Below are 20,859 nucleotides of genomic sequence, written 5' to 3'. Positions count from 1 at the left end.
CCGCCGTCGAATTTTCCGTTCGTACCGTTCGACCAGCCGCGGCGTGCACGCCGCGGCTGGTCGTTCGTCACGCCTTCTTGCGCCCGCTGCTTTCGAGGTTCGGCAGGAACACCGTCAGCACGCCGATCAGCGGCAGGAACGAGCACACCTTGTACACGAACGGGATGCTGGTCGCGTCGGCGAGCTGGCCGAGCACCGCCGCGCCGACGCCGCCCAGGCCGAACGCGAAGCCGAAGAACAGGCCCGCGACCATCCCCACCTTGCCGGGCATCAGCTCCGTCGCGTAGACGAGGATCGCGGCGAACGCCGACGCCAGCACGACGCCGATGATCACGGTCAGCACGCTCGTCCAGAACAGGTTCGCGTACGGCAGCAGCATCGTGAACGGCGCGACGCCCAAGATCGACACCCAGATCACGTACTTGCGGCCGATCCGGTCGCCGACGGGGCCGCCGATCAGCGTGCCGGCCGCCACCGCCGCGAGGAACACGAACAGGTGGATCTGCGCGGCCTGCACCGACAGGTGGAACTTGTCGATCAGGTAGAACGTGAAATAGCTGTTGATGCTCGCGAGGTAGAAGTATTTCGAGAACACGAGCAGCACCAGCACGCCGATCGCGCCCATCACGCGGCCGCGCGACAGCGTCGGGTGGCCGGCCGCCACGGCCTTCTTCTTCATCGACGGATGCTTCTTGTACCAGTGGCCGATCTGCGTGAGCACGATCATCGCGACGAGCGCGGCCGCCGAGAACCACGCGATGCTGTGCTGGCCGTGCGGAATGATCACGAGCGCGGCGAGCAGCGGCCCGAGCGCGGAGCCGGCATTGCCGCCCACCTGGAACACCGACTGCGCGAGCCCGTGCTGGCCGCCCGACGCCATCCGCGCGACCCGCGACGATTCGGGATGGAACACCGACGAGCCGCAGCCGACGAGCGCGGCGGCCACCAGCAGCATCGGGAAATTGGACGCCACCGACATCAGCAGCAGCCCGGCGAGCGTGAAGCCCATGCCGACCGGCAGCGAATACGGCTTCGGACGCTTGTCGGTATAGAGGCCGACCAGCGGCTGCAGCAGCGACGCGGTGATCTGGTAGGTGAGCGTGATCAGGCCGATCTGCGCGAACGACAGCGCGAACTGGCTCTTGAGCATCGGGTAGATCGCGAGGATCAACGACTGGATCATGTCGTTGAGCATGTGCGAAAAGCTGATCGCGCCGAGCACCGGGTAGACGGTGCGGGCAACGGGCGGGGCGGACGGCTGGGCGGCGGCTGCGCCGGCGGAGCCGGAGTCGAGGCTGGTTTCCATGTGAGCTGAACGAGTTGAGGTGGCTGGCGCGCTCTGCTGGGGATCGGCGCGTTGTCGATTCGTTGATGCGTCAAAGAAGTGTAATGTGGCGTATCGAGAATGTCAGGCCAAGTTTTATCGCGAATCGGACATTCGTGTGACGGATCGGCCGGTGCGGGCTTTTTTGGACAGGTATAACGCTGGCGGCGCGTCGGCCGCTTCGGCGGCGGCCGCGCCGGGGCCGGGTGGTGGTTTACCGGACTCAAGAAACGGCGGTGGCGGCCGTAGAACGACCCAATGACAACAGGCGCGCCGCGTCCGACGCCGGCTACCCGCCGGACAGGGCGCAGGACGCGCGGCATGGCCAGCCGTCGCGGGAACGCCGGACCGACCTTTCCGGCAGCGTGATCAATACGGGGATAGATCGATGAAAGCAGCATCTTTGCATCCACAGCCGGGTGCGGCCGCCGCCGCACCCGACGTTGCCGCCGGTCGCGCCGCTCGGCGTGCGCGCGCGGCGCGTCGCACGCGTCGGCCGTGTACCGTCAAGGCGACGTTGCGCGCCGCATTCGCGATCCTGCTGGCCGGCACGCTCGCGATCGGCGTGTTTTCGCTATGGCAGATCAGCCGGCTGAACGCGTCGATCGCGTCGGTCTACGAGCAGGGGCACGTCGCGAGCCGGGCGGCCGAGGAAGTCCGCGCCGAAGTGCTGCGGGCGAGCCGCGCGCAGAAGATGCTGCTGACCGCGACCACCGCGAAGGAGCGCGACGAACTCGGCGCCGACGTGAGCGCGGGGCTTGCGTCGATCGGCCAGGCGCTCGGCACGCTGCAGCGCTATGCCGATCCGGCCGATGCCGGCGATTCGGCGCGGCTGCACGCCTTCTCGACGGCGGTCGGCACGTGGAGCACGCATCTGCGCGATTTCGTCACGCTGGTGCGCGCGCAGCCGCTCGACCTGTCGCAGATGAACTGGCAGGTCGGCACGCAGGACGTGTCGCTGCTGGTCGAAACCGGCAAGCTCGAAAAACTCGTCGCCGAACTCGTGAAGACGCGCGGCGAGAAGTCGAAGGCGACGCTCGATGCGTCCGCGACCATTTTTTCGTCGTCGTTCGCGATGATCGCGGCGATGACGGCCGCGCTGATCGTGCTGGCCGTCGCGATCGCCGAGCGCGTCGTGCGACGCCTCGCGTCGCAGCTCGGCGGCGAGCCCGCGCTCGCGAAGGAGATTGCCGCGGACATCGCGCGCGGCGACCTGACGCGGCCGATCACGCTCGCTCGCCACGACCGCGACAGCATGGTGCGCGCGCTGGCCGAGATGCAGACGGGGCTCGCGGCAACCGTGGGCGAGATCGCGGTGAGCGCCGAGGCCATCGCGGCCGCGTCCGGCGAGATCTCGACCGGCAACCTCGACCTGTCGCGGCGCACCGAGCAGCAGGCCGTCGCGCTCGAACGCACCGCGGCCAGCATGGAGCAGCTCACGTCGACCGTGCGGCAGAACGCCGAGAACGCGCGGCAGGCGAGCACGCTCGCGGCCAATGCGTCGGCGGTCGCGGAGACGGGCGGGGAAGTTGTCGGGCGCGTGGTCGCGACGATGAGCGAGATCGACGACAGCGCGAAGAACATTCGCGACATCATCGGCACGATCGAGGGGATCGCGTTCCAGACCAACATTCTCGCGTTGAACGCGGCGGTCGAGGCCGCGCGTGCCGGCGAGCAGGGGCGCGGCTTCTCGGTGGTCGCCGGCGAGGTGCGATTGCTCGCGCAGCGCTCGGCGACCGCGGCCAAGGAGATTCGGGAACTGATCGGCGCGTCGGTCGAGCGCGTGGCGAACGGCGCGGCGCTCGCGCACGACGCGGGCCGTACGATGGGCGACGTGGTACGCGCGGTGAAGCGCGTGACCGACATCATCGGCGAGATTTCGGCGGCGTCGGACGAGCAGAGCGCGGGGATCGACGAGATCGGCCGCGCGGTCACGCAGATGGATGCCGGCACCCAGCAGAACGCGGCGCTCGTCGAACAGGCGGCGGCCGCCGCGAACGCGCTCGACGAGCAGGCGCAGGCATTGAAGGCGCTGGTCGGGCGCTTCCGCATCGCCGCCTGAGCGCGCGGCGCGCGCCGGCGCTTACGACTTCTTCTGCTTGTCGGGGTCGATGATGACCGTGCAGGTCGTGCCCGCCGACAGCACCACGTCGGCCGGCACTTCGTCGATCTTGATGCGCACCGGCACGCGCTGCGCGAGGCGCACCCAGTTGAAGGTCGGGTTCACGTCCGCGACGAGGTCGCGGCTTTGCGGGTTGTCGCGATCGTAGATGCCGCGCGAGATGCTCTCGACGTGGCCCTTCATCACGCCGCCGCTCATCAGCCGCATTTCGGCCGGTGCGCCGATCTTCACGCGCGGCAGCTTGGTTTCCTCGAAGTAGCCGTAGACCCAGAACGAGTGGCTGTCGACGATCGCGAGCTTCGCCTGGCCGGCCACCGCGTAGTTGCCCTTGAAGGTCTGCAGGTTCGTGATGTAGCCGTCGACCGGCGCGACGACGCGCGTGCGTGCGAGGTTCAGCTTCGCGGCGTCGAGCGCGGCGATGGCCTGCTGATACTGCGCGTCGGCGCTCGACGCGCTGTGCGCCGCATTCTCGCGGTTTTCCTTCGACACGACGAGCGCATCGAGGTCCGCGCGGCGGGCCGCGTCGTCACGGCGCATCTGCAGTTCCGCGCGACGGGCGGCCACCGCCGCCTGCGCCTGCTCGACCGCGATCTGGTAATGCGACGGATCGATCTGCATGATCAGGTCGCCCTTCTTCACGAGCTGGTTGTCATGCACGGGCAGCTCGACGATCGCGCCCGACACGTCCGGCGCGACGTTGACGATCTCAGCGCGCACGCGCCCGTCGCGTGTCCACGGATCGTCCATGTAGTGCACCCACAGCGAGCGCCCGATCAGGATCGCGACGAGAAGGATGACGGCGGTCGCGACGAAGCCGAAGAGTTTTCTGAGAATCATGATGGTTCGGAATCAACGGTAAACGGCAAGACTCAGTCCGCCGCAAATGCAGACGAGAAGGCAGGCCCGGAACAGCGACGGGTGCCAGACGAGACGGTAGAGGCCCGTATAGGCGAGCAGGCGGTCGACAGCCCAGGTCGCGATCGCGCCGAGGACGAACATCAGCACCACCGTGGGCATGTAGGCATCGAGAATGGCGATTTCACGCGGCATCATGACGAGGCTCCTGGTTGGGGACGCACGGGGCGGTTGCGGTTGAGCGGCTCGAGCGGCGATTCCGGGTCGAGCAGCGCGGTCCGCACGAAATGCAGGTGGCTCAGGATGCGCTGCAGCCGGTGGCGCTCTTCGCGCGACGGCTCGAACGCATCCAGCGTTTGCCGGGTCGCGTCGATCGCCGCATTGGTCGCGGCGAGCGTCGCGTCGAAACGCGCGGCGCTCGGCCGGGTGAACAGCGCCGACAGTGCGCTGCGCATCGTCTCGATCGCGCGCCGCCACGGCATCGCGGGCGCATAGCGCGGGTCGGACGGCAGCATCGCGAGCTCGTGACGCAGGTCGATCGTCGCGTTGCCGGTTTCGAGCACCGCGAACATCCAGCGCAGCGCGTCGCGCTGCACGTCGGGCTGGTCGGCCGACAGCGTGTGCGCCTGGTACATCAGGTCGCGCGCGCCGCTTTCGAAGCGCGTGCGCAGGCCCGCGAGCCGCGCGTGGCCGGCCGCGACGGCCTGGTGGCGCAGGTCCGCGAACAGCCGCTTCTTGAGCCACGGCGCGGTCGGCGGGAACAGCACCGCGAACGCGATCGCCGACGCCAGCATCGACAGCACGAGCGCGAGCGAATCGTTCATGAAGCCGGTCGGGTCGTAGTGCGTGATGTTGTCCGGGCCGGCGAGGAAGCTGAAGAAGATCAGGTAGCCCATCCCGTAGCCGGCGAGCTTCGGCTTCAGCGTCATGAAGATGCCGATCGCGAGCAGCGGCGCGAGCGCGACGCACAGCAGCGGAAAGCCGTCGATGTGCGGGTAGATCCCGAACGTCAGCAGGAAGCCGGTGCAGACGGCGAGCGCCGTGCCCATGCCCATCTGCGCGGACATCGCGGTCGGGCGCGGCGTCGACGACGCGAGCGCGCAGGTGGCCGCCGCGGTCAGCGTGAGCGTCACGCCGCTCGGCCACGCGGTCTCGATCCAGAACCAGCCGAGCACGAGGATCACGGTTGCCGTGCGGATCGCCGCGATCACCATCGCCGTCGCGTTGGTGCGCGGCTCGTAGCGCTCGATCCAGCGTTCGCGTTCGTGCGTCGCGCTCGACAGCGACGCGTAGGTGGCCGCGTACTCGTGCAGGTCGGTGATGAAGCGGTACAGCAGTTCGGCGGCGGTATCGAAGTCGAGCAGCGGAAAGTCCGGCTGCGTTTCGAGCGCGGCGCGGGTCGCGCGGATGCGGCGTGGCAGCGCGTCGCGCCACGCGAGCAGTTGCGCGGCCGCATGGCCCGCGTCGGCCGACGTGCGCACCGGTTCGCCGGCAGGGGTCAGCAGCAGCGGCGCGATCTCGCGAAAGTACGGTTCGATCGCGTCGATCGCGGCCTGCGCGCCGGCCGCATGCAGCCGGTTCATCAACTGGTGCAGCGCATGAAACCGGCTCGACGCGCTCATGAACTCGCTGTTCAGCCGCGCAAGGCGGCCGCTGCGCATCCGCGTGTCCGGATCCTCGAACACGGCCATGCTGCGCGCGGCCTCGAACCCGACCACGTCGGCGACGAAACGCGTATGGATGGTTTCGATATGCGCGCGGTCGAGCTGGCCCGACAGCGCCGCCGCGACGTAGTCGACGAAGCTGCCGAAGCGCTTGCGCACCGTCGTGCGCATCTGCTCGCCGGTGGTCTGCGGAAACACGAGCGCGCTGACCACGCCGGCCGACACGATCCCGACCATGATTTCGGCCACGCGCGTCATCGCGCTCATGAACGCGCCGTCCGGGTGCTGCGACGCGGGCAGCCCGATCAGCGCGGTCGTGTAGCCGGCCAGCAGGAAGCCGTAGCTGCGGAAGTTGCGGTTGCGCGCGGCGCCGGCCGTGCACAGGGCGACCCACAGCGCGACCGCCAGCAGGAACAGCTGCGGCTGCTGCGGGAACAGCCCGACGAACGTGAGCGTCGCGATCAGCCCGAAGATCGTGCCGGCGACGCGGTAGAAGCTTTTTGCGAGCACCGCGCCGCTTTGCGGCTGCATCACGATGAACACGGTCGTCATCGCCGTTTTCGGCGCGGGCAGGTCGAGCCGCATCGACACGCCGGTCGCGATGAACGCGGCGAGCAGCGCCTTGAACAGGTAGAGCCACGCGGCGCCGTCGGTGCGGGCCCAGTCGCCGAACGCGGCATACCAGGCCGCGAACGGACCGCCGGCGGGCGTGGAAGCGGGGGAGGAGGCAGACATGGCGACGCTCCGCGTTACCGTGCGGCCGGCACGCCGGACGCGCCGGTGGTGGCGACTTCCGCGGGCCGGGCGACCGCTGCCGCGGACTTCGTGCCCGGCACGGCAACCGCGGCGGCGGCTTCGTCCTTCGGCACGTCGCTGCCCGTCTCGACCCCACCCCCGAGCGCCGCCATCAACTGTGCATGCGCGGCGAGGCGTTCCGCATCGATGCGGGCGGCCGTCTCCTGCGCGCGCAGCAGTTGCTGTTGCGCGACCAGCACGTTCACGTAATCGGTCAGCCCGCGGCGGAAGCCTTCGCGCGACAGTTGATAGCTGCGATTGTTGGCCGCCACCGAGCGCGCGGCGTCCTTCTTCTGCGTATCGAGCGAGCGGATCCGCACGACCTGGTCGGCGATGTCCTTGAGCGCGCCGACGATCGTCTGGTTGTAGCGCTCGACCGCCTGGTCGTAGCCGGCATTCGCGGCGCCCAACTGCGCACGCAGCCGGCCGCCTTCGAAGATCGGCAGCGACAGCGCGGGGCCGGCCGTCCAGCCGCCGTTCATCGCGCGCAGGAAGTCGGTGAACGGCGCGGTCACGCCGAAGCCGCCGACCGTCGCGAGCAGGTCGATGTTCGGATAGAACGACGCCTTCGCGACGTCGATGCCGCGTGCCTGCGCGTCGACCGTCCAGCGCGCCGCGACGACGTCGGGGCGGCGGCCGAGCAGGTCGGCCGGCATCGCCGACGGCAGGCCGGCCGGCGCGTCGAGCGCAAGCTGCGGCCGCTTGATCGCGTCGCCGGCGCCCGGGCCCTTGCCGGCCAATGCGGCGAGCTGATGGCGCGCGAGCTGGATCGCTTCTTCATAGCTGTCGATCTGGCGCTCGTAGTCGGGCAGCGTCGATTCCGCCTGGCTCACGTCGAGCTGCGTGCCGAGGCCGGCCTGCAGCCGCTTGCGCGCGAGATCCGCGAGCGAGCGCTGGCGTTCGAACGTCTCGTGCGCGAGATCCAGCAGCGCGTAGTTCATCGACATGCCGACATACGCGCGCACGACGTTGACTTCGAGTTCGAGCTTCGCCGCCCGTGCGTCGGCGGCGGTCGCATGCGCGGTGTCGAGCGCCCGCTCGGTCGCGTTCTTGTCCTTGCCCCACAGATCGAGGTGGTACGACAGGCCGAGCGAGCCGGTATTGTTCCAGGTGTCGGCGTTCGCGAGCGGGCCCGGGCCGTAGTACACGTTGTCCGGCCAGTGCTGGCGCATCAGCGACAGGTTGCCGTTGATCTGCGGCAGTTCGGCCGAACGGGCGACGCGCGCCATTGCCTGCGCTTCGCGCACGCGGGCCTCGGCGGCCGCGAGGGTCGGGTTGCCGGCCTGGGCTGCGGCAATCCACGCATCGAGCTGCGGATCGCGGTACGCGCGCCACCAGTCGGCGGCGGGCCAGCCCGCGTCGCGGTCGGCGGCGCGGATGGCCGCGCCGGCGTCGAGTGCGTTCGCTTCGATGCGAGTGGACTGGGGTTTGTTGTCGCCCATGCTCGCGCAACCGGCCATTATTAATGAGACTGCAAGAACCGCCAGTGCGAGCGTCCCTTTTGTCGCCGGAGACTGCACGATTTTCTCCCTTTCGGATATAGATGAGTCGGAGGCGATTATATTTTTCAGTGATTCCTGAATAAATGGACAACGGTGCAAGTCATTTTTACGAATCCTGAGATAATATTTGTTGGACCCTGTGCAACAATCCCTCCGGATTCACACGGGTAATGGGATGGATACGTTACAAAACATGCGGGTATTCGTCCGCGTGGTCGACGCGGGCAGCTTTACCGCGGCCGCCCAGCAGATGAATTCGACCACCGCCTACGCGTCGCGCGCGGTCTCGGATCTCGAGGCCCACCTGCGCACGCGTCTCCTGAACCGCACGACGCGCCGGATCGCGCTGACCGAGGCCGGCGAGCGTTATCTGCAGCGCTGCGAACAGATCCTCGCTTACGTCGACCAGGCCGAAGCCGAGGCGGGCGACGCGCACGCGCGCCCGTCCGGCAAGCTGAAGGTCCATTGCTTCACGAGCCTCGGCCAGCACTATCTGGTGCCGGCCATCGCGCGCTACCGCGAGCGCTATCCGGACGTGCACGTCGAGCTGACGCTCGCGCAGCGGATGCCCGACCTGCTCGACGAGGGGTACGACGTCGCGATCGTCGTCGGCCGCGACCTGCCCGATTCGGGGCTCGTGTCGCAGCGGCTCGGCGAGAGCTACAGCGTCGTCTGCGCATCGCCGGGCTACGTCGAGTCGCACGGCGTGCCGCAGCGGCCGGCCGATCTCGCACAGCACGTGTGCCTGGGGATGGTCGCGCCGGGCTTTCACTTCGACGAATGGGCGCTGGCGGGGCCGAACGGCGACGAGGTCGTGCCGATCACGGCGCCGCCGTTTCGCGTGAACGTCGCCGAGGCGCTCGCGGTGGCCGTGCGGGAGGGGATGGGCGTCGGCGGGCTGCCGCTCTATTCGGCGATCGGCTGGCTGCGTAGCGGGCACATCGTGCGCGTGATGCCCGAGTACCGGTCGCACGTGATGAACATCTACGCGCTGTATCCGTCGCGCCAGTACCTCGACGCGAAAATCCGCACCTGGGTCGATTTCCTGCGCGAAGAGCTGCCGCTCACGCTCGAAGCGGACGAAGCGGCGCTCGAGCAGTACACGCGTGCGACATGACAGCGCGGTCGACCGCAATCTGACGAGATTTGTCCTTCACGCAACATTTTTTTACGAACGTGTGTCAGACAGTTTGATACTGTTGGAATTAACGAGATACACCACACCGGAGTAGCGATGGATACGCACCTGATGATCGGCCTTGGCGTCCTGCTAGGCGCGGCTGCCGCCGCGGCGGCGACCCGCGACCTGCTGCGTGCGATGAAGGCGAAGGCGCAGATGAAGCCGGTGCCGGTCCGCGTGCGCGAGCCGCGCCGCCCCGGCCGCTGATCCCGCCGTCACGTTTCGGACGGGCAAGGCCGCGCAACGCGGCCGCCCGGGCCGGCGCTCAGCCGAGCTCGACGACCTTGTCCCACGCGAACGCGGGGTTTTCCCGTTCGCCGGTGCGGCGATGAATGTAGCCGCGCGGATTGCACACCACGCGCGTGCCGCCGTCCGCAACGTAGTCGAATGACGTATGCGTGTGGCCGTGCAGCCACAGATCCACCGGCGGCCGTACCAGTTCCGCCATGTCCGTCACGAATCCCGCCGAAGCCAGATCGTCCGCATAGCGTTCCGCCAGCGAGCGCCGGTGCGGCGCATGATGGGTGACGACGATCGTCTTGCCCGCGAACGGCGCCGCCAGCTGCGTTTCCAGCCATGCACGGCCGTGCCGGTGCAGCGCGATCGCGTCGGCCGGCGCGAAATCCCGTTCCGGCTCGCCCGCTGCCGCATGCAGCGCCGCATCGTGCGGCCAGGTCACCTGGATCAATCCCTTGAAATCGAGCATCACGCGCAGCGCGGCGTCGATCGCGGCGGCCATGTCGGCTTCGTCCCGGCCGAACAGCGAAAAATCGCTCCAGAGCGTCGTGCCCAGCACGCGGAAGCGCTGGGCGGGATCGACGTAGACGCCGTTGTTCAGGTAATGCACGTTGTCGAGCGTATGCGCCGCGTCGCGCATCGCCGTCTCCAGCGCGCCGAATTCCCCGTCGTAGTACTCGTGGTTGCCCGGCACGTAGATCACCGGCACCGCCGGGTCGAACGTCTCGGCGGCCCAGCGCAGGCCTTCCGCGTGGTTGTGGATGTCGCCGGCCAGCACGACGAGATCCGCATCGGCGTGCGGGATCGCGTCGGGCAGGTTGCTTTCGAGGTGCAGGTCGGACAGGACGCGGATTTTCACGGGCTTGGCTCCGGAGTGGGCGGCTTCAGCGCAGGACCTTGCCGGGATTCATCAGGCCGCGCGGGTCGAGCGCGGTCTTCAGCGTGCGCATCAGCGTCGTTTCGACCGGCGACTTGTAGCGTTGCGCGTCGTCGATCTTCAACTGGCCGATGCCGTGCTCCGCGCTGATCGTGCCGTGGTGGCGGTGCACGTTGTCGTAGACGATCCGGTTGATCGGCGCCTGGAACGCGGCGAGGAACGCCTTCGCATCGCCGCCTTCGGGCATCTGCACGTTGTAGTGCAGGTTGCCGTCGCCGAGGTGGCCGAACGTGACCATGCGCGCGCCCGGCGCGGCTTGCTGGATCGCCGCGTCGGTCTCGTCGATGAAGCGTGCGATCGACGAGATCGGCACCGCGATGTCGTGCTTGATGTTGAGCCCTTCGTCGGCCTGCGCGAGCGGGATGTGCTCGCGCAGGTCCCAGAACGCACGCGACTGCGCGAGATTCTCCGCGACCACCGCGTCGACCACGAGCCCGGCCTCGAACGCTTCTTCCATCAGTTTCTCGAAGAGTGCGCGCGCATGCGCTTCGCTTTCGTTGTCGGACAGCTCCAGCAGCACCGTTTGCGCGTGCGTCTGCGCGAACGGGTAGCGCAGTTGCGGATAGTGCTTGCCGACCAGCTGCATGCAGAAATCCGACATCAGCTCGAAGCCGGTCAACAAAGGCCCGGCCGCGCGCTGCGCGAGCGCGAGGAAATCGAGCGCCGCGTGCGGCGACTCGAGCGCGGCCAGCGCCGTGACCTGCGCGGCCGGCAGCGGATGCAGCTTCATCACGGCTGCCGTGATGATCCCGAGCGTGCCTTCGGCGCCGATGAACAGGTCGCGCAGGTCGTAGCCGGTGTTGTCCTTGCGCAGTCCGCGCAGCCCGTCCCAGATCTCGCCCTGCGGCGTCACGACCTCGAGGCCGAGGCACAGCTCGCGCGCGTTGCCGTAGCGCAGCACCGCGGTGCCGCCTGCGTTGGTGGACAGGTTGCCGCCGATCGTGCAACTGCCTTCCGCCGCGAGGCTCAGCGCGAACAGCCGGCCGCCTTCGCGGGCGCGCGCCTGCACGTCGGCGAGGATCACGCCGGCTTCGACGGTGATCGTGTTGTTGTGCGGATCGAGCGCACGCACGCGGTTCAGGCGCGCGACGCTCAGCACGGCCTGGCTGCCGCTCGCATCGGGCGTCGCGCCGCCCGCGAGGCCCGTGTTGCCGCCCTGCGGCACGAGCGCGACGCCGTGCGCGTTGGCGAGCTTCACGAGCGCGGCGACTTCCACCGTGTTCGCGGGCTTCAGCACCGCGCATGCGGCGCCCTTGTAGCGGCGGCGCCAGTCGGTCAGGAACGGTTCGGTATCGTGCGGATCGGTCAGCACGTGGTCGGCGCCGATCGCGTCGCGGCACGCGGAAACGAAAGCTTCGGAGGACATCATCACCTTGTCGCGTAAGGGTCAGGACGTGGCGCGCGGTTTTTTCGCCGCGCGCTTGAACGGCGCGACGTAAGCCAGCGCCGCCACGAAGAAGCCGACGGCGAGCGCGGTCTCGCACCAGCCGAGCGTCGCGGACAGCCCGCGATCGGACATGCCGCGCACGATGCCTTCGGCAAGATAGACGAGGACCAGCATGCTCGCCCATTGCATCGTATAGATGTTACGCCGCCAGACGCCGGGCAGCGCGAGTGCGAGCGGCACGGCCTTGAGCATCAGCGCGGAGCCGCCGGGGCGCAGCGGCGCGAGCCACAGCTCCCACGCGAGCGACAGGGCGATCAGTGCGACGAGACATGCGGCGGCGGCCAGCGCGTAGCGCGGCCGGGCCGCGACGGCGGGGCGGGCGGGAGCGTTCATGCCGCCTCGGCGGACCGGGCGCTGGCGAGCGCCGCGGCGGCGCGCGCGAGCCGTACGCCGAGCGCGGCCGCGAGCGCCTTCTCGTCCGCCGACAGCCCGCCCGACGCCGCGCGGTCGTGCTGCGCGACGTGCGATGCGCCGTACGGGGTGCCGCCGGTGCGCGTCGTGCTGAGGGCGGATTCGGTGTACGGGATCCCGACGATCATCATCCCGTGATGCAGCAGCGGCAGCATCATCGACAGCAGCGTCGATTCCTGGCCGCCGTGCAGGCTGCCGGTGGACGTAAACACGCTCGCCGGCTTGCCGGTCAGCGCGCCCGACAGCCATTGCGGCGTGGTGCCGTCGAGGAAATACTTGAGCGCGGCGGCCATGTTGCCGAAGCGGGTCGGCGAACCGAGCGCGAGGCCCGCGCATTCCTCGAGGTCGCGCAGTTCCGCGTACGGCGGGCCGTCGGCCGGGATGTCGGGGGCGGTGGCTTCGCAGACGGCCGACACGGGCGGCACGGTGCGGATGCGGGCCTGCATGCCCGGCACGCTGTCGATGCCGTTCGCGATCGCGAGCGCGAGATCGCGCGTGGCGCCGTGACGGCTGTAATAGAGGACGAGGATGTCTTTCATGGGCGACGGAGCCGCGTGCGGCCGCGCGCGTGCCCGGTGCAGTCGGCCCCTGCTGGAATCGAGCGGCTATTATAGGGGCTGAAGCCGTCGCGCAGCGCGGCGGCGGCGCGCCGTGACGCGCGCAGCATCAAGAAGGAGAAGCCGTTTGCCGAAGTTGAGCGTCGATCTCGACACCATCAAGCGCCTCGCGCAGTTCGCGGCCCGGCGCAGCGCCGAGGACCGGATCCCGCAGGTGGCGGGCAGCCTGACCTTCACGACGATGCTGGCCATCGTGCCGCTCGTGACGGTCGCGTTCGCACTGTTCACCGCGTTCCCGATGTTCGCGTCGTTCCAGATCTCGCTGCAGGGCTTCCTCGCGGATCACCTGATGCCCGCGCAGTTCAACATCCAGATCTTCAAGTACCTGAACCAGTTCGCGTCGAAGGCCAAGGGGCTGACGACGGCCGGCCTGATCGTGCTCGTCGTCACGTCGGTGATGACGATGATGACGATCGAATCGGCGTTCAACCTGATCTGGCGCGTGCGCAAGCCGCGGCCGTTCGCGCAGCGCGTGCTCGCGTACTGGGCGCTGATCACGCTCGGGCCCTTGCTGTTCGGCGTGAGCCTGTCGATCTCGTCGTACCTGTTCACGCAGTCGCTCGCGTTCACCGGCGCGGGGCCGTCCACGTCGATCGTCGAGTGGCTGCTCGCGCTCGCGTCGCTGCCGTTGACGGTGCTCGCGTTCACGCTGCTGTACGTGTACCTGCCGAACTGCGCGGTCGCATGGCGCGACGCGGTGATCGGCGGGCTGTTCGCGGCCATCGCGTTCGAACTCGCGAAGCGCGGCTTCGGCTACTACGTGCGGCGTATTCCGACCTATACGGCCGTGTACGGCGCGTTCGCGGCGCTGCCGGTGTTCCTGCTGTGGGTGTATTTGAGCTGGTTCATCGCGCTGCTCGGCGCGATGGTGGCGTCGGCGCTGCCGGCGATTCGCGTCGGGCAATTCCACCGCATCCACTATCCGGGCAGCGACCTGCTCGACGCGCTGGAGCTGCTCGCGCGGCTGGCCGAAGCGCGCGCGGCCGGCAAGCGCGGCTACACGGCGATGCGGCTCGCGACGATGCTGCGCTGCGACATGGAAACCGCGCAGCGGCTGCTGACGACGATGGAGGAGCGCGAATGGGTCGCGCGGCTCGACGGCGGCGGCGAGAGCACGCCGCGCTACATCCTGCTCGCGAATCCGGAGCAGTTGACGCTCGCGCAGTTGTTCGACGTGCTGGTGATCGATCGCACCGAGCTGACCTACCAACTCCAGCGACGCCGCAGCCACGTCGACGGGGCCGCGCTGCTCGACGTGCTGTCGAACGACCGGTTCGACGTGACGCTCGCGTCGCTGATCGCCGCGCACCGGCTGGCGGGCGCGCACCCGGCCGGCAGCGCCGGCCCGGCGCCGGGCGTGGCCGATCCGCACGCGCGACCGCCGCGGCCTGCCTGAAGGCGGGCCCGGCGGCTACAGCGGGATCTTGCCGGTGCAGATGTCCTTGAACATCACCCAGTCGCCCATCAGGCTGTAGATCGGGTGCCGGAACGTGGCCGGGCGGTTCTTCTCGAAGAAGAAGTGCCCGACCCACGCGAACCCGTAGCCGCAGACGACCGCGGCCGGCAGCCACAGCCAGTAGCCGGTCGCGACCGCCATCGCCACGCAGCCGATCACGCCGAGCGAGCCGATGAAGTGCAGCCGCCGCGACGTGAGATTCTGGTGCTCGTTCAGGTAATACGGGTAGAAATCAGCGAAGCTGGCGAATTGCTCCGTATGCGTATGCGCCATGGCCGTCTCCTCGGGCCGCTGTTCATGCGGCCATTGTGCGGCCGGCGGCCGGCGTCCGCAAGCGGCGGCGGGCCGCCGCGCCGGCCCGTGCTTTCCTTTTGACAGGCTTTCCGATAGGATCGAAAGAGATTTTGCATTCAAGCATGAGGGGACTACGATGCGCGTCAGCGATATTCTGAAAGTGAAGGGCAACACGCTGTTTACGGTGACGCCCGATAAGCCGCTGCGCGAAGCGGTTGATACGATGGCCGAACACGACATCGGTTCGCTCGTCGTGATGGAGTACGGCGATCTCGTCGGCATGCTGACGTTTCGCGAGATCATCCTGCGCCTGCACGTGAACGGCGGCGCGATCGGCGACGTGCAGGTGCGCAAGGTGATGGACGAGCCGCTCACCTGCACGCCGGAAACGGACGTCAACGAAGTGCGCCGGATGATGCTCGAGCGTCACGCACGCTACATGCCGGTGCTCGACAAGAAGGTGCTGATGGGCGTCATTTCGTTCTACGACGTCGCGAAGACGGTCGTCGAGGCGCAGAGCTTCGAGAACCGGATGCTGAAGGCGTACATCCGCGACTGGCCGGAATCGGAAGCCGAAGCGCACAAACCGTGAATCGCGTCGCGCCCGGCACGTCGATGCATGGGCGCCGCCATCCGGCACGCGGCGGCGCAGGCATGTCCTGCGCCGCCGTTTTTTCAACGACAACACGAGGCCCGCGCAGCATCGCCCAGACGACGCGCGCGCATTCCGCATGAGCGATCACACGCAAGCCACTTCGGGGCGGCGCGACGAACGGCGCGCCCACGCATCGCAGTTCGACCTGCTGCGCGAGCGCCGCTTCGCGCCGTTCTTCACGACCCAGTTCCTCGGCGCGCTGAACGACAACGTCTTCAAGATCGGGTTCACGTCGCTCGTCACATATCACACCGCGCGGTTCTCCGGCGTCGATGCGAAGACGGCCGCATTCCTGATTTCCGCGATCTTCATCCTGCCGTTCGTGCTGTTCTCGGCGACGTCCGGCCAGATCGCCGACAAATACGACAAGGCGACCCTCACGCGCTTCGTGAAGACCTTCGAGATCGTGCTGATGCTGGTCGGCGCGGCCGGCTTCGTCACGCACAGCGCGACGCTGCTCTATCTGTGCACGTTCATGATGGGGATGCACTCGACGCTGTTCGGACCCGTCAAGTATTCGTACCTGCCGCAGCATCTCGGTGAGCACGAGCTGGTCGGCGGCAACGGGCTCGTCGAGATGGGCACGTTCATCGCGATCCTGATCGGCACGATCATCGGCGGCGCGGCGGCCGGCATCGAGGGCAGCGGCGAGCGCGTGCTCGCGGTGAGCGTCGTCGCCATCGCGCTGGCGGGGCGGCTCGTCGCGCAGCGCGTGCCGTCGACGCCCGCGCCGCAGCCGGACCTCGTGATCAACTGGAACCCGATCAGCGAGACCTGGCGCAACCTCGGGCTCGCGCGCCAGAACCGCACGGTGTTCCTGAGCCTGCTCGGCATCTCGTGGCTGTGGTTCGTCGGCGCGACGTTCCTCACGTCGTTCTTCAATTTCGCGAAGGACGTGCTGTCCGCGAGCCCCGACGTCGTCACGATCCTGCTCGCGACGTTCTCGGTCGGCATCGGCCTCGGTTCGCTCCTGTGCGAGCGGCTGTCGCAGCGGCGCGTCGAGATCGGCCTCGTGCCGCTCGGCTCGATCGGCATCAGCGTGTTCGCGATCGAACTGTATTTCGCGAGCCACGCGCTGCCGTCACCCGGCCATCTGCTGTCGGTCGGCGAATTCCTGGCCGGCGCGCGCCACTGGCGCATCCTTGCCGACCTGTTCCTGCTCGCGATGTTCGGCGGTTTCTACAGCGTGCCGCTGTACGCGCTGATCCAGAGCCGCAGCGCGCCGACGCACCGCGCGCGGATCATCGCCGCGAACAACATCCTGAACGCGCTGTTCATGATCCTGTCGGCCGTGATGGCGATGGGGTTGACCAAGGCCGGGGTCGACATTCCGGGGCTGTTCCTCGTCACTGCGCTATTGAACGTCGTAGTCGCGACGTATATCTACCTGCTCGTGCCCGAGTTCCTGCTGCGCTTCGTCGCGTGGGTGCTCGTACATACGTTCTACCGGATCCGCCTCGTGCACGCGGAACGGATTCCGGCGGAAGGGGCGGCGGTGCTCGTGTGCAATCACGTCAGCTACGTCGATGCGCTCGTGCTGGCCGCCGCGAGCCCGCGGCCGATTCGCTTCGTGATGGATCACCGGATCTTCAAGACGCGTTTCGCGAGCTGGGTATTCCGGCATGCGAAGGCGATCCCGATCGCGCCGCGCCACGAGGATCCCGCGATGCTCGCGCGGGCGTACGACCTGTGCGAGGCCGCGCTGAAGGACGGCGAGCTCGTGTGCATCTTCCCCGAGGGCAAGCTGACGAAGACGGGCGACATCAACACGTTCCATCACGGCATCACCGAGATCCTGAGCCGCACGCCGGCGCCGGTGATCCCGATGGCGCTGCGCGGGCTGTGGGGCAGCTATTTTTCGCGACATGCCGATGCGCGGATGCCGCGACCCATCAAGCGCGGCGTGATGAGCCGGCTGACGCTCGCGGTCGGCGAACCGATCCCGGCGTCGGTGGCGACGCCCGAGGCGCTGCAGGCGGCGGTGACCGAGCTGCGCGGCGCGCGGAAGTAGGCGGGCGCCGAGCCCGGCGCGGAATGATCGATCCGCGCGCCGGGCCGGGATGGGGGCCGCGGTTCGGCGGCTCCCGCGCGTAACACCGAGGGCCTGCGATCGCCGTACCGCGTTGCCTCTGCCCTTATCCGCGCCGGCCCGTGTGGTCTGAACGGTTCACGCGGCCCGCGGGCCCGGGACGGCTGGCATAATAGCGGTTTACCTCTTTTTCTCGACCGGCAAACGATCGACCTGCCCGCGGCCCCGGCAGCGCATCGGTTTGCCCATTTCTCTTTGGGCGGTTCCATCATGTCCGGCAATACCCTCGGCACGCTTTTCACTGTCACGACCTTCGGCGAATCGCACGGTCCCGCGATCGGCTGCGTGATCGACGGCTGCCCGCCGGGGATGGGGCTGACCGAAGCCGACATCCAGGTCGAGCTCGACCGCCGCAAGCCGGGCACGTCGCGGCACGTGACGCAGCGGCAGGAGGCCGACGAGGTCGAGATCCTGTCGGGCGTGTTCGAGGGCGTGACGACCGGCACGCCGATCGCGCTGCTGATCCGCAACACCGACCAGCGCAGCAAGGATTACGGCAACATCGTCGAGACGTTCCGTCCCGGCCACGCGGACTACACCTACTGGCAGAAATACGGCATCCGCGACTACCGCGGCGGCGGCCGCTCGTCCGCGCGCCTGACCGCGCCGATCGTCGGCGCCGGCGCGGTCGCGAAGAAGTGGCTGCGCGAGCGCTTCGGGGTCGAGGTGCGCGGCTACATGAGCGGCCTCGGCGAAATCGACGTGCCGTTCGTCGACTGGTCGCACGTGCACGAGAACCCGTTCTTCTCGCCGAATGCAGCGGTCGTGCCGGAACTCGAAGCGTACATGGATGCGCTGCGCAAGGAGGGCGATTCGATCGGCGCGCGCATCGACGTCGTCGCGTCGGGCGTGCCGGTCGGCTGGGGCGAGCCGGTGTTCGACCGGCTCGATGCCGATATCGCGAAGGCGATGATGAGCATCAACGCGGTGAAGGGCGTCGAGATCGGCGCGGGCTTCGACAGCGTCGCGCAGCGCGGCTCGGTGCACGGCGACGAACTGACGCCGGCCGGTTTCGTCGGCAACCACGCGGGCGGTGTGCTCGGCGGGATTTCGACGGGGCAGGACATCACCGTGTCGATCGCGATCAAGCCGACCTCGAGCATCCGCACGCCGCGCCGCTCGATCACGAAGTCCGGGGAAGAGGCGACGGTCGAAACCTTCGGTCGCCACGATCCGTGCGTCGGCATTCGCGCGACGCCGATCGCGGAATCGATGCTCGCGCTGGTGCTGATCGACCATGCGTTGCGCCATCGTGCGCAGTGCGGCGACGTCGAGACGCCCACGCCGAAGATCGCCGGCAGCGCGACCTGATACAAAGCAGGGGAGGCGCGGAGGCGCCTCGCCTGGTGGCCTGCCCAGCATGCAAAACGGGGCGCTGCTTCAAGCAGCGCCCCGTTTCGTTTGTGGCGGTGTGCCATGTCCCAAAAAAACGCGCCGCTCGTGGCGGCGCGTTCCGGCAGGTTACATGTTCGGGTAATTCGGCCCGCCGCCGCCTTCCGGCGTGACCCACACGATGTTCTGCGTCGGGTCCTTGATGTCGCAGGTCTTGCAGTGCACGCAGTTCTGCGCGTTGATCACGAGGCGCTCGCTGCCGTCGTCGTTCTTCACGAACTCGTACACCGCCGCCGGGCAAAAGCGTGCCTCCGGCCCCGCGTAGGTACGCAGGTTCACGTTCACCGGCACGCTCGCATCCTTCAGCGTCAGGTGCGCCGGCTGGTTCTCCTCGTGGTTCGTGTTCGAGATGAACACCGACGACAGCCGGTCGAACGTCAGCTTGCCGTCCGGCTTCGGATACGCGATCGGCTCGCACTGCGACGCCGGCTTCAGCATCTCGTGGTCCGCATGCTGGTGATGCAGCGTCCACGGCACGTTGCCGCCCATCACCTTCTGCTCGAGCCCGACCATCAGCGTGCCCAGATACAGGCCCTTGGCCATCCACTGCTTGAAGTTGCGCGCGCGGTACAGCTCCGTGTACAGCCACGATTGCTTGAACGCATCCGGATACGCATTGAGCTCGTCCGACTGACGGCCGGCTTGCACCGCGTCGAATGCCGCATCAGCCGCCAGCATGCCGGTCTTGATCGCAGCGTGGCTGCCCTTGATCCGCGACGCGTTCAGGAAACCCGCGTCGTCGCCGATCAGCGCGCCGCCCGGGAACACCGTCTTCGGCAGCGACAGCAGGCCGCCGGCCGTGATCGCGCGCGCGCCGTACGACACGCGCTTGCCGCCTTCGAGGAATGCGCGGATCGACGGGTGCGTCTTGTAGCGCTGGAATTCCTCGAACGGCGACAGGTACGGGTTCGTGTAGCCCAGGCCCACCACGAAGCCGACCACGACCTGGTTGTTGTCCATGTGATACAGGAACGAGCCGCCGTACGTATCGGACTTCAGCGGCCAGCCGGCCGTGTGGATCACGAGGCCGGGCTTGTGCTTGGCCGGATCGATTTCCCACAGTTCCTTGATGCCGATCCCGTACGCCTGCGGATCGGCGTTCGCGTCGAGCTTGAATTTCGAGATCAGTTGGCGGCCGAGATGGCCGCGGCAGCCTTCGGCGAACAGCGTGTACTTCGCGTGCAGCTCCATGCCGAGCTGGAAGTTCTCGGTCGGCTCGCCGTCCTTGCCCACGCCCATGTTGCCGGTCGCGACGCCTTTGACCGAGCCGTCGTCGTTGTAGAGAATCTCCGCGGCGGGGAAGCCGGGGAAGATCTCGACGCCCAAGGCTTCCGCCTGCTGGCCCAGCCAGCGCGTGACGTTGCCCAGCGAGATCACGTAATTGCCGTGATTCTTGAAGTTGTCGGGCAGCGCCCAGTTCGGCGTCGTGACCGCGCTCTTCTCGGACAGGAACAGGAAGCGGTCTTCCGTCACCTCGACGTCGAGCGGCGCGCCGCGTTCCTTCCAGTCGGGAAACAGCTCGGTGATCGCGCGCGGGTCCATCACCGCGCCCGACAGGATGTGCGCGCCGATCTCGGAACCCTTCTCGAGCACGCACACGCCGATCTCGGCGCCTTTCTCGGCGGCCAGCTGCTTGAGCCGGATCGCCGCCGACAGCCCGGCGGGGCCGCCGCCGACGATCACGACGTCGTATTCCATCGATTCGCGCGGGCCGTATTGCTCGATGAGGCTTGCGGGGGTCATTGGCGTTCCTCTAACCGTTAGAATGCTTTTATTCGGGAGCGTATTGTCTGCGAAACGAAACGCTTGCCGCAACAACATGCAGGTAGATTAGCACGATCGTTCTATTTTTTGTGCTAGGGTAATGCCGCTCGGGCTGAGC

Annotated in this window: 18 protein-coding genes; 7 read left to right on the top strand and 11 right to left on the bottom strand. The window is 68.1% G+C overall.

Annotation, left to right across the window (positions count from 1 at the left end; all coding sequences use genetic code 11):
- Positions 1 to 67: 67 nt before the first annotated feature.
- Positions 68 to 1,306, bottom strand: a complete 1,239-nt coding sequence (locus DTA15_RS27845; protein WP_006491594.1) for an MFS transporter — start codon at positions 1,304 to 1,306, stop codon at positions 68 to 70.
- A 406-nt stretch (positions 1,307 to 1,712) separates the two neighbouring features.
- On the opposite strand from DTA15_RS27845, the gene DTA15_RS27840 reads away from it, so the two are divergent.
- On the top strand, positions 1,713 to 3,386 hold the full coding sequence (locus DTA15_RS27840) for a methyl-accepting chemotaxis protein (RefSeq protein ID WP_020979851.1): 1,674 nt from the start codon (positions 1,713 to 1,715) through the stop codon (positions 3,384 to 3,386).
- A 21-nt stretch (positions 3,387 to 3,407) separates the two neighbouring features.
- Here DTA15_RS27840 and DTA15_RS27835 read toward each other — a convergent pair whose 3' ends face one another.
- The 4 genes from DTA15_RS27835 to DTA15_RS27820 are packed head-to-tail and all read right to left on the bottom strand — an operon-like array spanning position 3,408 to position 8,280.
- Positions 3,408 to 4,283, bottom strand: a complete 876-nt coding sequence (locus tag DTA15_RS27835) for an efflux RND transporter periplasmic adaptor subunit (RefSeq protein WP_006490438.1) — start codon at positions 4,281 to 4,283, stop codon at positions 3,408 to 3,410.
- Between the two features lie 12 nt (positions 4,284 to 4,295).
- Positions 4,296 to 4,499, bottom strand: coding sequence for a DUF1656 domain-containing protein (locus DTA15_RS27830; protein ID WP_006476212.1), 204 nt, complete (start codon positions 4,497 to 4,499; stop codon positions 4,296 to 4,298).
- On the bottom strand, positions 4,496 to 6,700 hold the full coding sequence (locus tag DTA15_RS27825) for an FUSC family protein (RefSeq protein ID WP_006490436.1): 2,205 nt from the start codon (positions 6,698 to 6,700) through the stop codon (positions 4,496 to 4,498). The genes DTA15_RS27830 and DTA15_RS27825 overlap by 4 nt, the downstream gene beginning before the upstream one ends.
- Positions 6,701 to 6,714: 14 nt before the next feature.
- Entirely contained in the window at positions 6,715 to 8,280 is a 1,566-nt protein-coding gene (locus DTA15_RS27820) for an efflux transporter outer membrane subunit (protein ID WP_012492547.1), read from the bottom strand.
- Between the two features lie 157 nt (positions 8,281 to 8,437).
- On the opposite strand from DTA15_RS27820, the gene DTA15_RS27810 reads away from it, so the two are divergent.
- Both DTA15_RS27810 and DTA15_RS38725 read left to right on the top strand, forming a co-directional pair.
- Positions 8,438 to 9,379, top strand: coding sequence for a LysR family transcriptional regulator (locus tag DTA15_RS27810; protein WP_006485634.1), 942 nt, complete (start codon positions 8,438 to 8,440; stop codon positions 9,377 to 9,379).
- A 117-nt stretch (positions 9,380 to 9,496) separates the two neighbouring features.
- Positions 9,497 to 9,649, top strand: coding sequence for a hypothetical protein (locus DTA15_RS38725; protein WP_006476208.1), 153 nt, complete (start codon positions 9,497 to 9,499; stop codon positions 9,647 to 9,649).
- Positions 9,650 to 9,707: 58 nt separating this feature from the next.
- On the opposite strand, the gene DTA15_RS27805 is transcribed toward DTA15_RS38725, so the two are convergent.
- Genes DTA15_RS27805 through wrbA form a run of 4 tightly spaced genes read right to left on the bottom strand, consistent with a single transcriptional unit; the run spans position 9,708 to position 13,013 of the window.
- Entirely contained in the window at positions 9,708 to 10,538 is an 831-nt protein-coding gene (locus DTA15_RS27805) for a metallophosphoesterase (RefSeq protein ID WP_006485635.1), read from the bottom strand.
- A gap of 25 nt (positions 10,539 to 10,563) precedes the next feature.
- Positions 10,564 to 11,985 (bottom strand): FAD-binding oxidoreductase, encoded by a 1,422-nt coding sequence (locus tag DTA15_RS27800; RefSeq protein WP_006485637.1) that lies wholly within the window; start codon positions 11,983 to 11,985, stop codon positions 10,564 to 10,566.
- 18 nt (positions 11,986 to 12,003) lie between these two features.
- Complete coding sequence (locus tag DTA15_RS27795) at positions 12,004 to 12,396, bottom strand: DUF2069 domain-containing protein (RefSeq protein WP_006497741.1); 393 nt, start codon at positions 12,394 to 12,396, stop codon at positions 12,004 to 12,006.
- Positions 12,393 to 13,013 (bottom strand): NAD(P)H:quinone oxidoreductase, encoded by a 621-nt coding sequence (gene wrbA / locus DTA15_RS27790; RefSeq protein WP_012492548.1) that lies wholly within the window; start codon positions 13,011 to 13,013, stop codon positions 12,393 to 12,395. Before wrbA ends, DTA15_RS27795 begins: the two co-directional genes overlap by 4 nt.
- Positions 13,014 to 13,158: 145 nt before the next feature.
- Here wrbA and DTA15_RS27785 point away from each other — a divergent pair, with 145 nt between their 5' ends.
- Entirely contained in the window at positions 13,159 to 14,487 is a 1,329-nt protein-coding gene (locus DTA15_RS27785; RefSeq protein ID WP_020979863.1) for a YihY family inner membrane protein, read from the top strand.
- 15 nt (positions 14,488 to 14,502) lie between these two features.
- Here the strand turns inward: DTA15_RS27785 and DTA15_RS27780 are convergent, their stop codons facing one another.
- Complete coding sequence (locus tag DTA15_RS27780) at positions 14,503 to 14,820, bottom strand: Mpo1-like protein (protein WP_006488510.1); 318 nt, start codon at positions 14,818 to 14,820, stop codon at positions 14,503 to 14,505.
- A gap of 157 nt (positions 14,821 to 14,977) precedes the next feature.
- Between DTA15_RS27780 and DTA15_RS27775 the strand changes: the two genes are divergently transcribed.
- The 3 genes from DTA15_RS27775 to aroC all read left to right on the top strand — a co-directional run bounded on the left by DTA15_RS27775 (position 14,978) and on the right by aroC (position 18,896).
- Positions 14,978 to 15,433 (top strand): CBS domain-containing protein, encoded by a 456-nt coding sequence (locus DTA15_RS27775; RefSeq protein WP_006488504.1) that lies wholly within the window; start codon positions 14,978 to 14,980, stop codon positions 15,431 to 15,433.
- 139 nt (positions 15,434 to 15,572) lie between these two features.
- Positions 15,573 to 17,507, top strand: a complete 1,935-nt coding sequence (locus DTA15_RS27770) for an MFS transporter (protein ID WP_006488514.1) — start codon at positions 15,573 to 15,575, stop codon at positions 17,505 to 17,507.
- Between the two features lie 288 nt (positions 17,508 to 17,795).
- The gene (aroC, locus tag DTA15_RS27765) at positions 17,796 to 18,896 is read left to right on the top strand and encodes a chorismate synthase (RefSeq protein WP_006488506.1); all 1,101 of its coding nucleotides are present in this window, start codon (positions 17,796 to 17,798) and stop codon (positions 18,894 to 18,896) included.
- Between the two features lie 150 nt (positions 18,897 to 19,046).
- Here the strand turns inward: aroC and DTA15_RS27760 are convergent, their stop codons facing one another.
- The gene (locus DTA15_RS27760; protein WP_006488512.1) at positions 19,047 to 20,720 is read right to left on the bottom strand and encodes an electron transfer flavoprotein-ubiquinone oxidoreductase; all 1,674 of its coding nucleotides are present in this window, start codon (positions 20,718 to 20,720) and stop codon (positions 19,047 to 19,049) included.
- Positions 20,721 to 20,859 lie beyond the last annotated feature (139 nt).

Source organism: Burkholderia cenocepacia, assembly GCF_900446215.1.
GTDB lineage: Bacteria > Pseudomonadota > Gammaproteobacteria > Burkholderiales > Burkholderiaceae > Burkholderia > Burkholderia cenocepacia.
The sequence above is the reverse complement of the archived record's forward strand: the minus strand, read 5'-3'. Positions and strand labels throughout refer to the sequence as shown.

Excerpts from the sequence above, each read along its gene's own strand:
- DTA15_RS27845 (WP_006491594.1), bottom strand. The coding sequence starts at position 1,306 with ATGGAAACCAGCCTCGACTCCGGCTCCGCCGGCGCAGCCGCCGCCCAG.
- DTA15_RS27840 (WP_020979851.1), top strand. The coding sequence starts at position 1,713 with ATGAAAGCAGCATCTTTGCATCCACAGCCGGGTGCGGCCGCCGCCGCA.
- DTA15_RS27835 (WP_006490438.1), bottom strand. The coding sequence starts at position 4,283 with ATGATTCTCAGAAAACTCTTCGGCTTCGTCGCGACCGCCGTCATCCTT.
- DTA15_RS27830 (WP_006476212.1), bottom strand. The coding sequence starts at position 4,499 with ATGATGCCGCGTGAAATCGCCATTCTCGATGCCTACATGCCCACGGTG.
- DTA15_RS27825 (WP_006490436.1), bottom strand. The coding sequence starts at position 6,700 with ATGTCTGCCTCCTCCCCCGCTTCCACGCCCGCCGGCGGTCCGTTCGCG.
- DTA15_RS27810 (WP_006485634.1), top strand. The coding sequence starts at position 8,438 with ATGGATACGTTACAAAACATGCGGGTATTCGTCCGCGTGGTCGACGCG.
- DTA15_RS38725 (WP_006476208.1), top strand. The coding sequence starts at position 9,497 with ATGGATACGCACCTGATGATCGGCCTTGGCGTCCTGCTAGGCGCGGCT.
- DTA15_RS27800 (WP_006485637.1), bottom strand. The coding sequence starts at position 11,985 with ATGATGTCCTCCGAAGCTTTCGTTTCCGCGTGCCGCGACGCGATCGGC.
- DTA15_RS27795 (WP_006497741.1), bottom strand. The coding sequence starts at position 12,396 with ATGAACGCTCCCGCCCGCCCCGCCGTCGCGGCCCGGCCGCGCTACGCG.
- wrbA (WP_012492548.1), bottom strand. The coding sequence starts at position 13,013 with ATGAAAGACATCCTCGTCCTCTATTACAGCCGTCACGGCGCCACGCGC.
- DTA15_RS27780 (WP_006488510.1), bottom strand. The coding sequence starts at position 14,820 with ATGGCGCATACGCATACGGAGCAATTCGCCAGCTTCGCTGATTTCTAC.
- DTA15_RS27775 (WP_006488504.1), top strand. The coding sequence starts at position 14,978 with ATGCGCGTCAGCGATATTCTGAAAGTGAAGGGCAACACGCTGTTTACG.
- DTA15_RS27770 (WP_006488514.1), top strand. The coding sequence starts at position 15,573 with ATGAGCGATCACACGCAAGCCACTTCGGGGCGGCGCGACGAACGGCGC.
- aroC (WP_006488506.1), top strand. The coding sequence starts at position 17,796 with ATGTCCGGCAATACCCTCGGCACGCTTTTCACTGTCACGACCTTCGGC.
- DTA15_RS27760 (WP_006488512.1), bottom strand. The coding sequence starts at position 20,720 with ATGACCCCCGCAAGCCTCATCGAGCAATACGGCCCGCGCGAATCGATG.